The sequence below is a fragment of the Streptomyces sp. 4N124 genome, from assembly GCF_052245395.1.
Classification (GTDB): Bacteria; Actinomycetota; Actinomycetes; order Streptomycetales; family Streptomycetaceae; genus Streptomyces.
In genome coordinates, this window is the sequence record NZ_JBQQBS010000002.1 from 298,783 (window position 1) to 311,648 (window position 12,866).

11 protein-coding genes are annotated in these 12,866 nt (G+C 68.7%); 3 read left to right on the top strand and 8 right to left on the bottom strand.

Annotated features, from left to right (window positions below; all coding sequences use genetic code 11):
• Positions 1-82: 82 nt before the first annotated feature.
• A complete protein-coding gene (locus ACTWQO_RS03445; RefSeq protein WP_443235681.1) occupies positions 83-1,423 on the top strand; it encodes an AI-2E family transporter in 1,341 nt (446 codons plus the stop codon).
• Positions 1,424-1,477: 54 nt separating this feature from the next.
• Here the strand turns inward: ACTWQO_RS03445 and ACTWQO_RS03450 are convergent, their stop codons facing one another.
• Positions 1,478-2,011 carry an alkyl hydroperoxide reductase gene (locus ACTWQO_RS03450; RefSeq protein ID WP_443235682.1) on the bottom strand — a complete coding sequence of 178 codons (534 nt, stop codon included), beginning with the start codon at positions 2,009-2,011 and terminating at the stop codon, positions 1,478-1,480.
• A gap of 5 nt (positions 2,012-2,016) precedes the next feature.
• Positions 2,017-2,571, bottom strand: coding sequence for a peroxiredoxin (locus ACTWQO_RS03455; RefSeq protein ID WP_443235683.1), 555 nt, complete (start codon positions 2,569-2,571; stop codon positions 2,017-2,019).
• An 88-nt stretch (positions 2,572-2,659) separates the two neighbouring features.
• On the opposite strand from ACTWQO_RS03455, the gene ACTWQO_RS03460 reads away from it, so the two are divergent.
• Entirely contained in the window at positions 2,660-3,652 is a 993-nt protein-coding gene (locus ACTWQO_RS03460; RefSeq protein ID WP_443235684.1) for a LysR substrate-binding domain-containing protein, read from the top strand.
• 145 nt (positions 3,653-3,797) lie between these two features.
• Here the strand turns inward: ACTWQO_RS03460 and ACTWQO_RS03465 are convergent, their stop codons facing one another.
• The 5 genes from ACTWQO_RS03465 to ACTWQO_RS03485 all read right to left on the bottom strand — a co-directional run bounded on the left by ACTWQO_RS03465 (position 3,798) and on the right by ACTWQO_RS03485 (position 8,642).
• Positions 3,798-6,152: an ABC transporter permease gene (locus ACTWQO_RS03465; RefSeq protein ID WP_443235685.1), complete on the bottom strand. Its 2,355-nt coding sequence runs from the start codon at positions 6,150-6,152 to the stop codon at positions 3,798-3,800.
• Positions 6,149-6,835 (bottom strand): ABC transporter ATP-binding protein, encoded by a 687-nt coding sequence (locus ACTWQO_RS03470; protein ID WP_443235686.1) that lies wholly within the window; start codon positions 6,833-6,835, stop codon positions 6,149-6,151. Before ACTWQO_RS03470 ends, ACTWQO_RS03465 begins: the two co-directional genes overlap by 4 nt.
• Entirely contained in the window at positions 6,832-7,356 is a 525-nt protein-coding gene (locus ACTWQO_RS03475) for a PadR family transcriptional regulator (RefSeq protein ID WP_443235687.1), read from the bottom strand. The genes ACTWQO_RS03470 and ACTWQO_RS03475 overlap by 4 nt, the downstream gene beginning before the upstream one ends.
• Positions 7,357-7,461: 105 nt before the next feature.
• Complete coding sequence (locus tag ACTWQO_RS03480; protein WP_443235688.1) at positions 7,462-7,716, bottom strand: hypothetical protein; 255 nt, start codon at positions 7,714-7,716, stop codon at positions 7,462-7,464.
• Positions 7,713-8,642 (bottom strand): SPFH domain-containing protein, encoded by a 930-nt coding sequence (locus ACTWQO_RS03485; protein ID WP_443235689.1) that lies wholly within the window; start codon positions 8,640-8,642, stop codon positions 7,713-7,715. Before ACTWQO_RS03485 ends, ACTWQO_RS03480 begins: the two co-directional genes overlap by 4 nt.
• 252 nt (positions 8,643-8,894) lie before the next feature.
• Here ACTWQO_RS03485 and ACTWQO_RS03490 point away from each other — a divergent pair, with 252 nt between their 5' ends.
• Complete coding sequence (locus ACTWQO_RS03490; RefSeq protein WP_443235690.1) at positions 8,895-11,207, top strand: transglycosylase domain-containing protein; 2,313 nt, start codon at positions 8,895-8,897, stop codon at positions 11,205-11,207.
• Positions 11,208-11,327: 120 nt separating this feature from the next.
• On the opposite strand, the gene ACTWQO_RS03495 is transcribed toward ACTWQO_RS03490, so the two are convergent.
• Positions 11,328-12,791: a catalase gene (locus ACTWQO_RS03495; RefSeq protein WP_443235691.1), complete on the bottom strand. Its 1,464-nt coding sequence runs from the start codon at positions 12,789-12,791 to the stop codon at positions 11,328-11,330.
• Positions 12,792-12,866: the final 75 nt, after the last annotated feature.

The following is a 12,866-nucleotide window of genomic DNA, read 5'->3' on the forward strand; positions in this document are numbered from 1 at the left end:
GCTCTCGGCAGCAGGCCATGTACGGTCGGACCGGACGACTCCGGGGGGAGCGGTGGGGACAGACGGGGGCAAGGGACGGATCATGTCGCGAGTGCCAGGGTGGCTCAGTCGGCTGGGTGCCGGACTGAGCGAAATGGGAGAGCGGTTGGACGAGCGCCGCGCCGAGGTGGAGCGGGCCGACGTCGGGCCGATCGCTGCCGACGCCCCGCCCAAGAAGACCCCGGAGAAGGTCCCGCCACCGCCCGACTACGCCCCTGAGGTCGCCACCCGCCCCGACCGTCCCGATCCCGCGCTCGCCGTGCCCTGGGGGGTACGGGTCGCCGCCGAGGCCGGCTGGCGGCTGCTGGTCCTCGCGGGCACGCTCTGGGTGCTGATGAGGGTCATCAGCGCCGTCCAGCTCGTCGTGCTGTCCTTCGTGGCCGCGCTGCTGATCACCGCGCTGCTGGAGCCCGCGGTGACCCGGCTGCGGCGGTACGGCGTGCCGCGCGGCATCGCCACCGCGCTCACCGCGATCCTCGGCTTCGTGGTGATGGGGCTCATCGGCTGGTTCGTGACCTGGCAGGTCATGGAGAACATCGACAACCTCTCCGACCAGATCCAGGACGGCATCGACGAGCTGCGCAACTGGCTGCTCAACAGCCCGTTCCACGTCACCGACAAGCAGATCAACGACATCGCCGAGAACTTGCGCGAGGCCGTCGGCGCCAACTCCGACGAGATCACCTCCGCGGGCCTGGAGGGCGTGACCGTCATCGTCGAGGCGCTCACCGGCATACTGCTGGCGGCCTTCTCGACGCTGTTCCTCCTCTACGACGGCAAGCGCATCTGGGAGTGGACGCTGAAGCTCGTGCCGGCGGCCGCCCGTCCCGGTGTCGCCGGGGCCGGCCCGCGCGCCTGGCGGACGCTCACGGCGTACGTTCGCGGCACGGTGCTGGTGGCCCTGATCGACGCCGTCTTCATCGGCATCGGCATATATTTCCTGGACGTGCCGATGGCCGTCCCCCTGGCCGTCTTCATCTTCCTGTTCTCCTTCATCCCGCTGGTCGGCGCGGTGGCCTCGGGCGCCCTGGCGGTCGTGGTGGCGCTGGTGACGCAGGGCGTCTTCACTGCGGTGATGACCCTGGTGGTCGTGCTCGCGGTCCAGCAGATCGAGGGGCACATCCTGCAGCCGTTCATCCTCGGGCGGGCGGTCCGCGTCCATCCGCTGGCCGTGGTGCTGTCGGTGGCGGCGGGTGGCCTGGTCGCGGGCATCGGCGGTGCGATCGTCGCGGTGCCGCTGGTGGCGGTGACGAACACGGTCGGCAGCTATCTGAAGGCGTACTCCCAGGAGGCCGCTCTACGGCACTCTCCGCGTCCTCGGGGAGCCACCGCCGTGGATGTGGCGCCGGTGCAGCCCACGGACACGCCGCCGCAGCAGTCGTAGAACCGGAAGGGCCCCGCTCACCACTCAGGTGAACGGGGCCCCGACAGCCGGGTGTTACTCGGAGAGCACCGCTTCCGCGTCCAGCGTCACGCCGACTGCCTGGATCACCGAGGCGATCTTGAAGGCCTCCTGGATCACCTCGCGGTCCACGCCCGCCTTGCGCAGGACCTGCTCGTGGGAGTCGAGGCACATGCCGCAGCCGTTGATGGCGGAGACGGCGAAGGACCACAGCTCGAAGTCGACCTTGTCGACACCGGGGTTGCCGATGACGTTCATCCGGAGGCCGGCGCGCAGGGTGCCGTACTCGTGGTCGGAGAGCAGATGGCGGGTGCGGTAGAAGACGTTGTTCATCGCCATGACCGCGGCGGCGGACTTGGCCGCCGTGTATGCCTCCGGCGAGAGGTTCGCCTTCGCCTCGGGCGCCAGCTCGCGCAGGACGATGGGGGAGCGCGAGGCGATGGCGGTCGCCAGGACGGTGCCCCAGAGCTGCTGAGCGGGGAGGTCGGAGTTGCCGATGACCGAACTCAGGTTGAGCTTCAGGTCCTTGGCGTAGTCCGGGAGCGCGGACTTCAGAGTGTCATGTGACATATTACTCACTCACCGGCCAGCAGCTTGACCGGGTCCAGCGTCTCGTCGCCCTTGCTCCAGTTGCACGGGCACAGCTCGTCGGTCTGCAGGGCGTCCAGGACCCGCAGGACCTCCTTGGGGTTACGGCCGACGGAGCCGGCGGTCACCATGGAGAACTGGATCTCGTTGTTCTGGTCGACGATGAAGACCGCGCGCTTGGCGAAGCCGTCCTCGCCCTCGATGCCGAGGTCGCGCATCAGCTCGTGCTTGGAGTCGGCCATCATCGGGAACGGCAGGTCACGCAGGTCGTCGTGGTCCTTGCGCCAGGCGTGGTGGACGAACTCCGAGTCACCGGAGAAGCCGAGGACCTGCGCGTCGCGGTCGGCGAACTCCTCGTTCAGCTTGCCGAAGGCCGCGATCTCGGTCGGGCAGACGAAGGTGAAGTCCTTCGGCCAGGCGAACACGATCTTCCACTTGCCCTCGTAGGTCTTGTGGTTGATCGTCTCGAACTCCTCGCCCTTCTCCAGCGAGACACAGGCGGTCAGTTCGAACTCGGGGAACTTGTCACCGACAGTGAGCACTAGCTCTCCTTGCAGCGAGGAAACGCCCATTGTGTAGGCGTTTCCCATGGGTTGGACGTGCTCGATGCTTACACATGCTGCATTGATTATGGAAATAGCTACACTGGGTCGAGTTGATCGGAGGCGGCTATCAGTGACCGTGAGTAAGAGGAGGCAGCCCAGCCTCGCCCAGTTGCGTGCCTTCGCCGCCGTCGCCGACCACCTCCACTTCCGGGACGCCGCCGCGGCGATCGGCATGAGCCAGCCCGCCCTGTCCGGCGCCGTCTCCGCGCTGGAGGAGACCCTTGGCGTGACGCTGCTGGAGCGGACGACCCGCAAGGTGCTGCTGTCGCCCGCCGGTGAGCGTCTCGCCGTACGCGCGCGGGCGGTGCTGGAGGAGGTGTCGGCGCTGCTGGAGGAGGCGGAGGCGGTCCGGGCCCCGTTCACCGGGGTGCTGCGCCTCGGTGTCATCCCGACCGTCGCGCCGTACGTCCTGCCGACCGTGCTGCGGCTCATCCACGACCGGTATCCGGACCTCGACCTCCAGGTGCACGAGGAGCAGACCGCGAACCTGATCGAGGGCCTCACCAGCGGACGGCTCGATCTGCTGCTGCTCGCCGTGCCCCTCGGGGTGCCGGGGGTGGCCGAACTCCCGCTGTTCGACGAGGACTTCGTGCTCGTCACACCGCTCGATCACGCGCTCGGCGGCCGGGAGGGCATCTCGCGCGAGGCGCTGCGCGAACTCAACCTTCTACTCCTCGACGAGGGGCACTGTCTGCGCGACCAGGCGCTCGACATCTGCCGGGAGGCCGGGCGGGCGGACGCGCCGGTGACGACCACGGCCGCCGGACTGTCCACCCTCGTGCAGCTCGTCGCGGGCGGGCTCGGCGTGACGCTGCTGCCGCGTACCGCCGTCAAGGTCGAGACGACCCGCAGCAACCAGCTCCTCACCGGTTACTTCGCCGAACCCGCGCCGACCCGCCGGATCGCCCTCGCCATGCGCGCGGGCGCGGCACGCGGCGCCGAATACGAGGAGCTGGCCGCAGCGCTCCGTGAGGCGCTGCGGCCGCTTCCCGTGCGGGTGCTGGAGGGCGGCGACTGAGGTCACTCGGTGCAGCCCCGTCCGGCCGCATCAGCCATGGCAATGGCGGGACGGGTACGGCGCGACGGCGTATGAGGAACGGCCGCAGCGCTGCGTGAGGCGCTGCGGCCGCTTCCCGTGCGGGTGGTGAACCGGGAGGACTGAGCTACTCCGTGCGCAGTCCGTCCGGTCGCATCAGCCGCAGCAGTGGCGGCAGGCTGAGCACGGTGACGGCGACGACGACCGCCGCCCCGGCGCCGATCATCACCAGCACGCTGGACCAGTCCACGGTGATCGCGGTGTCCGTCATCTTGAGCAGCACCGCGCCCAGCGTGAGACCGACCACCGAGGCCAGCACCAGTCCGAGGGCGATCGGGATCGCCGTCTGCCACAGCACCGACAGGCTCAGCGTGCGCCGCCGGGTGCCGAAGGCGACCAGCGCCGACAGCAGCTTCTTGCGCTCCCGCAGCTGCTCCAGCTGGGAGACCAACAGGCTCGCGCCGATCAGCGCCAGGACACAGGCGGCGCCGACGAACAGGCCGGTGCGGATGGAGTCGTAGCGGTCGGAGCGCTCGCTGGCGAACCACATCATCGGTTCGTTGATCGGGTCGATCGTGGCCGCCGTGTTCCGGACCAGGTCATGGACGTCCGGCACGGACTCGTCGAGGTTGAGGTAGATCTGGCCGCTCAGGCTGGGCACGGCGCCCGCGGGCAGCGCCTTGGGGGTGACCATGAGGCCGTCCCGCTGCGATCCGGTCATGTCGACGCGCGCCTGAGCCTTCTTCATCGTCGACGGCAGGGTCCAGGGGACCGGTGTGGTCTTGGGCCCGTCCGTGTACCCCGCGTCGAAGTACACCGTGCGGCCGGGCTTCGCCAGCTCCTCCGTGCTCACGCCGTTGTCGACCTCGTTCTCGCCGTTCTCGGCGCCCTGCACGGCGAAGATGTCACCGTCACGGCACGACGGCAGGCTCGCCACCTCGCGCAGCGCGGCGCAGTCGCCCACGGTGACCGACGAGTTGAGCTCGCCGTCCATGGGCTTCTCGCTGACGAATCCCTCGTCGTACGCGTAGACCTTCCGCACCCCGTCGGTGTCCCGGAACTTCGCCGCGGACTGCGCGAGGGGCACCCCCTCCGGCAGGTTCACCTGCATCTGCGCCCGGGTGACGTCCTTGCCCGTCGACTTGGTGTAGTCGCCCTCGACCCCGGCGAACAGCATCTGCAGCGCGATCGCCCCGGCCACCGCCACCGCGATGCCGTTGACCATGCGGGCCGCCGTGCCGCTGCTCAACTGGAGCCTGCGCACGGCCAGTTGCCAGGCGATGCCGCCCGAGCCGAGCTTGCCGACGACCGTCTCGACGATCCACGGCAGCAGCGCGGTCACACCGACGAGCAGCAGCATCACACCGCCGATGACGAGGTACTGGTTGAAGTCCCCGTCCTCGCGGCCCTGGCCGATCATCGGGTAGAGCATCGCCAGCCCGGCCAGCGGCAGCAGCAGCCGCCACCACAGCCGGCGCCGCGGGGGCTTCGCCGTACGGACGACACCCAGCGGCTCGATGACGACTCCCCGCAGCGCGAGCAGCGTGACCAGCACCGCGGCCGCCGGCACGAGGAGCGCGACCAGCAGGGCCAGGGCGGGCGACGGGTTGAGGTCGCTCGGGAAGATGCTGACGTCGAACACCTCCATGGCGCCCGCGATCTCACGGCCGATCAGGAAGAAGCCCGTGCCGAGGACCAGCCCGAGGGCGGCCCCCGCGAGCGCCTCGCCCGCCGCCACCCGCTTGGTCATCCGGCTGTCGGAGCCGACCAGCCGCAGTGCCGCGAGCCGCCGGTCCCGCCGCTCGCCGCCGAACCGCACGGCCGCGGCGATGAACACCCCGACCGGCATCAGCAGCGCCACGAAGACGACGAGGACCAGCAGGAGCAGGACGGGATCCAGCGGCTCCGATTCCCCGCCCGGCCGCCCGTACTCATCGATCCGCACCACACCGCCGTCGGTCAGCTTCGCCGCGAGGTTCTCGCCGCCCCGGTAGAAGGCGAGGTCGGTCGGGCCGATCAGCCCGCGCTCCCCGATGGTCCCGACGATCTTCTGCGGCAGCCGCTCCCGCAGCAGCTTCCCTTCGTCGGAGACGAGGAGCTTCTTCAGCGCGGGGGAGACCACGATCTCGCCGACCGCCGGGAACTTCTCGACACCCGGCGGCAGCGGCGCCTTCGGGCCCTCGGGCTGCACGTCCCGCCCGCGGATGCTCTTGTCGCGGAAGGTCGTACCGCTGGCGGCGGCCAGCAGAGTGTCGTCCGCCTTCGGAAGTTCATCCCTGCCGTAGTTGATGTCCGAGCGGGCGGCCTCCCGGCCGCTGCGGGCGTCCAGTGCGCTCGGCAGCGCCGTCGTCAGCAGCAACAGCGCCACCCCGAGCCCGACGCCGACCCCCGTCAGCAGGACCCGGACCCAGCCCTCGCGCCCCCCGGCGAACGCGAACCGGACCCCCATGCCCAGGTCCCTCGTCCACTGCCGCCCGTTCATACGACGCGCTCCATGTCCCGGGACTTGCCGTCCCGTACGACGATCTCGCGGTCCGAGTACGCGGCCACCCGGGCCTCGTGCGTGACCAGCACGACGGCGGCGTTGGTGGACCGGGCGGCGTCCGTGAGCAGATCCATCACCCGCTCGCCGTTGAGCGAGTCCAGCGCACCGGTCGGCTCGTCGGCGAACAGCACGCGCGGGTTGGTCACCAGCGCGCGGGCGACGGCGACCCGCTGCCCCTGACCGCCGGACACCTCGCCGGGCCGCTTCTTGCGCAGGTCGTCGACCTCCAGCCGCTCCATCCAGGACAGGGCGGCCTTCTCGGCCTCCTTGCGGCTCGTCCCGTTGAGCCGCAGGGGCAGGGCGACGTTCTCGACGCAGGTGAGTTCGGGCACCAACTGGCCGAACTGGAACACGAACCCGAACTCGCTCCGCCGCAGCGCACTGCGCTCGGCGTCGCCCATGGTGGCCATCTCACGGCCGTTGTAGACGATCGACCCGGAGTCCGGCGGCACGATGCCCGCGAGGCAGTGCAGCAGGGTCGACTTGCCGGAGCCCGAGGGGCCCATGACGGCGACGACCTCGCCGGGGTGGATGGAGAACTCGGCGCCGTCCAGCGCCGTGGTCGGACCGTACGCCTTGCGTAGATCGGTCGCGACGAGCAGGGAGCCTGCGGGGGTCATCGGGTCACCGCCTCAGCGAGTTTGTCCAGACGCGCGGCGGTCAGCTCCAGCCAGCGCAGATCGGCTTCGAGATGGAACAGGGCGTGGTCGCAGATCAGCTGGTCCGCGAGATCGCCCTTGCGCTTGCGGTCGGTGAGGATCCGCATCATCCGCAGGTGTTCGGAACGCTGGGTGTCGAGGATGTCGGCGGCGTTCCGGTGCGTCAGCAGCGCGAGAACGACCTTGGTGTACAGGGTCGACTGCAGATACGGCTCGGGCTTCTCCGGCGTCGCCAGCCACTGCTGGACGTCGGTGATGCCGGCCTCGGTGATCGCGTACCGCTTGCGTTCCGGACCGCCGCCGGGCTCGATCCCGTCGACTTCGACGAGCCCGTTCTTCAGCAGCCGGGACATCGTCGAGTAGACCTGGCCGTAGTGCAGCGGCCGGTCGTGACCGAACTTCTCGTCGAAGGCCCGCTTCAGGTCGTAACCGTGACGCGGGCCGGACTCCAGGAGCCCCAGGAGGGTGTGACCGATGGACATGAGGAGGACTGTACACAGTGCGTATACCCGGTGTGTATACGTCGAGTGTGTAGAGCGGTACGGGGCGTACGACGGTGCAGGTGAGGCGCGATTGTCACGGTTCTGCTACTGCTGCGAGGGCGGGCGTCCACGACGCGGAATCGGACGTGCCTCGCCCGGCAGCCGGCCCGCCTCCGCCAGCGCCTTCCGCAGCAGGAACTCGATCTGTGCGTTGGTCGACCGCAGTTCGTCCCCGGCCCACCGCGCCAGCGCCTCGTACACCGACGGGTCCAGCCGCAGCAGCACCTGCTTGCGCTGCTGCGGCCGCCGCTTCTCCGAGGAGGCCTCATTCTCCGAGGAGGCTTCAGAGGAATCCGTCACTGGTAGAGGGTCCCCGTGTTGAGCACCGGCTGCACCGAGCGGTCCCCGCACAGCACCACCATCAGGTTGGACACCATCGCCGCCTTCCGCTCCGAGTCCAGCTCCACGATGTCCTGCTCGGTGATCCGGGCGAGCGCCGCCTCCACCATCCCGACCGCCCCGTCCACGATCTGCCGCCGCGCGGCGACGACCGCGCCCGCCTGCTGCCGCTGGAGCATCGCCGAGGCGATCTCGGGCGCGTAGGCGAGGTGCGTGAAGCGGGACTCGATGATCTGGACGCCGGCCGCCTCCACGCGCGCGTGCAGTTCGATCGCGAGCTTCTCGGTGATCTCCTCGGCGTTGCCGCGCAGCGACAGCCCTTCCTCGTCATGGGCGTCGTACGGGTACTCGATGGCGATGTGCCGGACGGCCGCCTCGGTCTGGGTGGAGACGAACTCGAAGTAGTCGTCGACCTCGAAGGTGGCCTGGGCGGTGTCCTGCACCTTCCATACGACGACCGCGGCGAGCTCGATCGGGTTGCCGTAGGCGTCGTTGACCTTCAGGACCGCGGTCTCGTGATTGCGTACCCGGGTCGAGATCTTGGTGCGTGAGGTCAGCGGGTTCACCCAGCGCAGCCCGTCCTGCCGGATCGTCCCCCGGTACCGCCCGAAGAGCTGGACCACCCGGGCCTCGCCGGGCGCCACCATGTTCAGCCCGCACATCGCGAGGAACGCGGCGATGGCGACGACGATGCCACCGACGATCAGCGCGGCCTTGCCGCCGGCCCCGGATGCCGCCGTCGCGGCCACGATCATCCCGATCCCGCCCAGCAGCCCGACCAGACCGAGCAGCAGCGCAAGCCCGCCGCCGATGCTGTGCGCGGCGAATTCACGAACGCGCGGTTCGGGCATCTCGGGGAGGTCGGGTGCAGTGTCGTGCGTGGTCATGGGTGTTCCCCCGGTTCTCGATGGAGCTGTTGCTCGCCTATCTTTGTTCTATCTAAGTGATATCAGATTACCCCGCCGCAGCAACCCTAACCGCCTCTCAGTCGTCGGTTCTGTTGGGCAGGTGCTGATTGTCACGTCCGTAAAAGACCGGATCGCACGCCCTTTGTCACATACGGCGGTGTTAGCTTTCTGAGCTGACCTGAGCGTGCAACCTGTGTGACAGCCGACGACGGAAGCGGAGCAGACGGAGCCATGGGACGAGCGGAAGAGAGACGAGCGCGGCAGCGCGGTGGCCACCGCGCCGCGCCCAGGCGCCGCTCGCGACGAGCGCCAGGGAAGAACGACGGCAAGAGCTTCATACGCCGGTTGTTCACGTGGAAGAAGATCCTCGGCACGTTCCTCGGCGTCTGCCTGCTCGGCATCGGCGGCTTCATCGTGCTGTACCTGGTCGTCGACGTCCCCGACGGCAACGCGGCGGCGCAGGCCGCGAAGATGCAGAGCAACGTCTACAAGTACAGCAACGGCGATGTCCTGGCCCGCGACGGCAAGGTCAACCGCGAGATCGTGGACCTGTCCAAGGTGCCCAAGGACGTCCGGAACACCTTCGTCGCCGCCGAGAACAAGACCTTCTACAAGGACGCCGGCATCGACCTCAAGGGCACGGCCCGCGGCGTGTTCAACACGCTGTCCGGCAAGGGCGCCCAGGGTGGTTCGACGATCACCCAGCAGTACGTCAAGAACTACTACCTCAGCCAGGAACAGACGGTCTCCCGCAAGCTGAAGGAGATCGTCATCTCCTTGAAGGTGGACCGCCAGTTGTCCAAGGACGACATCCTCGCGGGCTACCTCAACACCAGCTACTTCGGCCGCAACGCCTACGGCATCCAGGCCGCCGCGCAGGCCTACTACCGCGTCGACGCCGAGGACCTCTCGGTCCAGCAGGGCGCCTACCTCGCCTCCCTCCTCCAGGCGCCCAGCTCGTATGACTGGGCGGTCGCTTCGGAAACCGGCAAGGAGCTGGTGCAGGAGCGCTGGAACTACGTCCTGGACAACATGGTCGAGATGGGCTGGCTGGACTCCGGCAAGCGTCAGACCATGAAGTTCGAGGTGCCCAAGGAGCCGAAGGCCGCCGCCGGCCTGGAAGGCCAGAAGGGCTATCTGGTCGAACTCGCCAACACCCAGCTGGAGAACCAGCTGATGAAGCAGGAGGGCCTCACCCGCTCCGAGGCGGAGGCCCAGGTCAAGGGTCAGGGCTGGACCATCACCCTGAACATCGACAAGAAGAAGCAGGCCCAGCTGGAGAAGGCGGCCAAGACTCAGCTGACCAGCAAGCTGGACCCCAAAAAGCGGCCCGTCGACGGGGACATCCAGGCGGGCGCCGTCTCCGTCGACCCCAAGACGGGCAAGATCGTCGCCCTTTACGGCGGTGCGGACTACTTCAAGCACTACCGTTCCAACGCGACCAGGACGGACTACCAGCCCGCGTCGACGTTCAAGCCGGTGATCCTCGCCGCCGCCCTGGAGAACAAGGCCAAGACACAGGACGGCACGACGATCGGCGCGCGCACCGTCTACGACGGCACGAGCAAGCGGCCCGTCGTGGACGACGGCAAGAAGATCGGCTTCGCCCCGCCGAACGAGGACGACGTCGACTACGGCGACGTCAGCGTCCAGACGGCGACGAACAAGTCCATCAACTCGGTGTTCGCGCAGATGGGCATCGACGTCGGCTTGGACAAGATGATGGAGACGGCCACCAAGCTCGGCATGGACACCGGGGATACGACGCCGCGGGCCGCACACACCCTCGGCACCATGGGCGCCAGCCCGCTGCAGATGGCCGGGGTCTACGCCACCCTCGACAACCACGGCAAGAAGGTCACCCCGACCCTCGTCGCGTCGGCCGAGCAGAACGACCGGACGATCAAGATGCCGGACCCGATCGGCGAGCAGGTGATCAGCCGCGAGGCGGCGGACACGGTGACCTCCGTGCTCACCGGCGTGGTCGACGACGGTACGGCCCGCACATCGGTGCGCGACAACCCGGCCCGCGACGGCCAGGAGGTCGCCGGCAAGACCGGTACCTCCGACTTCGGCAGGTCGGCCTGGTTCACCGGGTACACGCCGGACATGGTGACCTCGGTCGGCATGTTCGGCGAAGACCTCAAGACCGGCAAGCAGGTCGACATGAAGGGCGCGACGGGCACCCTGCCGGGCAAGGGCAGGGTCAACGGTGGCGGGCTCCCGGCCCAGATCTGGGCGGCGTACATGTTCGGCGTGACGAAGACGGACGCCGAGTTCGACCTGGACACCAAGCAGGGCGCGGGCGTCGAGCCGACCTGGACACCGACGCCCACCCGGCAGCCCACCGAGACGCCGAGCAACGAGCCGACGTCCGAGGAGCCGACCAGCGAGGCGCCGCCGACATCGCAGTCGCCGAGCCAGACGCCCTCCCAGACCCCGTCCCAGACCCCGTCCCAAACCCCGAGCCAGACGCCGACGACATCACCACCACCGGAGGACGGCAACCCGGAGGACCCGGCAGACCCGGGTCTGGGCCAGTAGGAAAGAGGGGCGCCCGGCAAACCCCGGGCGCCCTAACCCACTCAGGGGCGCGGGGAACTGCGCGACCAGCCCCCACCGCCCCGCAGCCGCGCAACAACACTGCGCCCCCGAACGGAGCGCCTACCGCCCATTCACCTCGTGGGCGATCCGGTCCCCGATCTCCTTGTCGATGTTGCGCCAGTACTGCAACGCACGGTCCACCACCGGACGGGTCACCCCCTGCTTGAGATGCCCACTGACGTTGGAGACCAGCCGCCCGCGAGCGGCGTCATCGAGGACCTGCCGAACCATCGTCCCCGGCTGGCCAAAATCGTCGTCCTCGCGATGCAGCTTGTACGCCTCCCGCACCATCTCCCCCGCCGCCTGCCAGCCGGCGACATCACCGAACTGCTGGACGGCGGCGGCCGGACCACCGTACGAGTTGGGCGCGTACGGAGCACCGGTGTTGGCGGCCTCGTAGCGCATCGGGCCGTCCTTCGCGTACGAGTTGACCGCCGAGCGGGGCCGGTTCGGCGGCAGCTGCGCATAGTTGGGACCGATGCGATAACGGTGCGTGTCCGGGTACGAGAAGAGCCGGCCGAGCAGCATCTTGTCCGGCGACGGGCCGATGCCCGGCACCAGGTTGGACGGCTCGAACGCGGCCTGCTCGATGTGGATGAAGTAGTCCTCGGGGTTCTGGTTGAGGGTCATCCGGCCGACCTCGATCAGCGGGTAGTCGCCGTGCGGCCACACCTTGGTCAGGTCGAACGGGTTGAACCGGTAGTCGGGGGCGTCCTCGAACGGCATCACCTGCACATGGACCGTCCAGGACGGGTGCTCGCCCCGCTCGATCGCCTGGAACAGATCGCGGCGGTGGCAGTCGGCGTCCTCGCCCGCGAGCCGGTCGGCGTCCTCCTGGGTGAGGAAGTCGATGCCCTGGTCGGTCTTGATGTGGTACTTGACCCAGAACTTCTCGCCGCCGCCGTTGACCCACATATAGGTGTGGGAGGAGTACCCGTTCATGTTGCGGTACGTCTTCGGGATGCCCCGGTCGCCCATCAGCCACGTCACCATGTGCGCGCTTTCGGGGGAGAGGGTCCAGAAGTCCCACTGCATGTTGTTGTCGCGCAGCCCGTTGTCCGGGCGGCGCTTCTGGGAACGGATGAAGTCCTGGAACTTCTGTGGATCACGGACGAAGAAGACCGGCGTGTTGTTGCCGACCAGGTCGTAGTTGCCGTGCTCCGTGTAGAACTTCAGCGCGAAGCCGCGGGGGTCGCGCCAGGTGTCGGGGGAGCCGAGCTCACCCGCGACGGTCGAGAAGCGCGCCAGCATGTCGGTGCGCTTGCCGGGCTGGAACAGGTCGGCCTTGGTGAACTGGCTGACGTCGTTGGTTACTTCGAAGGTGCCGTATGCGCCACTGCCCTTTGCGTGCACCACACGCTCCGGGACCCGCTCCCGGTTGAACTGGGCCATCTTCTCGATGAGGTAGTGGTCCTGGAGCAGGATGGGGCCGTTGGACCCGATGGTCAGCGAGTGCTCGTCGCTCTCCACCGGGATCCCGTGGTTGTTCGTGGTGTACGGAACCTGCTGAGGTGTCTGCGTCACGAGCGTCCTCCCGTCTTGCATGGGGGATCCGGTCAGGTCGCTTCGCTCACGCCAGCCAGTCAACTCCGTCGTCGG

Bases quoted from the DNA above. Each gene is read 5' to 3' on its own strand.
- ACTWQO_RS03445 (WP_443235681.1), top strand. From the start codon at position 83: ATGTCGCGAGTGCCAGGGTGGCTCAGTCGGCTGGGTGCCGGACTGAGC.
- ACTWQO_RS03450 (WP_443235682.1), bottom strand. From the start codon at position 2,011: ATGTCACATGACACTCTGAAGTCCGCGCTCCCGGACTACGCCAAGGAC.
- ACTWQO_RS03460 (WP_443235684.1), top strand. From the start codon at position 2,660: ATGGAAATAGCTACACTGGGTCGAGTTGATCGGAGGCGGCTATCAGTG.
- ACTWQO_RS03465 (WP_443235685.1), bottom strand. From the start codon at position 6,152: ATGAACGGGCGGCAGTGGACGAGGGACCTGGGCATGGGGGTCCGGTTC.
- ACTWQO_RS03470 (WP_443235686.1), bottom strand. From the start codon at position 6,835: ATGACCCCCGCAGGCTCCCTGCTCGTCGCGACCGATCTACGCAAGGCG.
- ACTWQO_RS03475 (WP_443235687.1), bottom strand. From the start codon at position 7,356: ATGTCCATCGGTCACACCCTCCTGGGGCTCCTGGAGTCCGGCCCGCGT.
- ACTWQO_RS03485 (WP_443235689.1), bottom strand. From the start codon at position 8,642: ATGACCACGCACGACACTGCACCCGACCTCCCCGAGATGCCCGAACCG.
- ACTWQO_RS03490 (WP_443235690.1), top strand. From the start codon at position 8,895: ATGGGACGAGCGGAAGAGAGACGAGCGCGGCAGCGCGGTGGCCACCGC.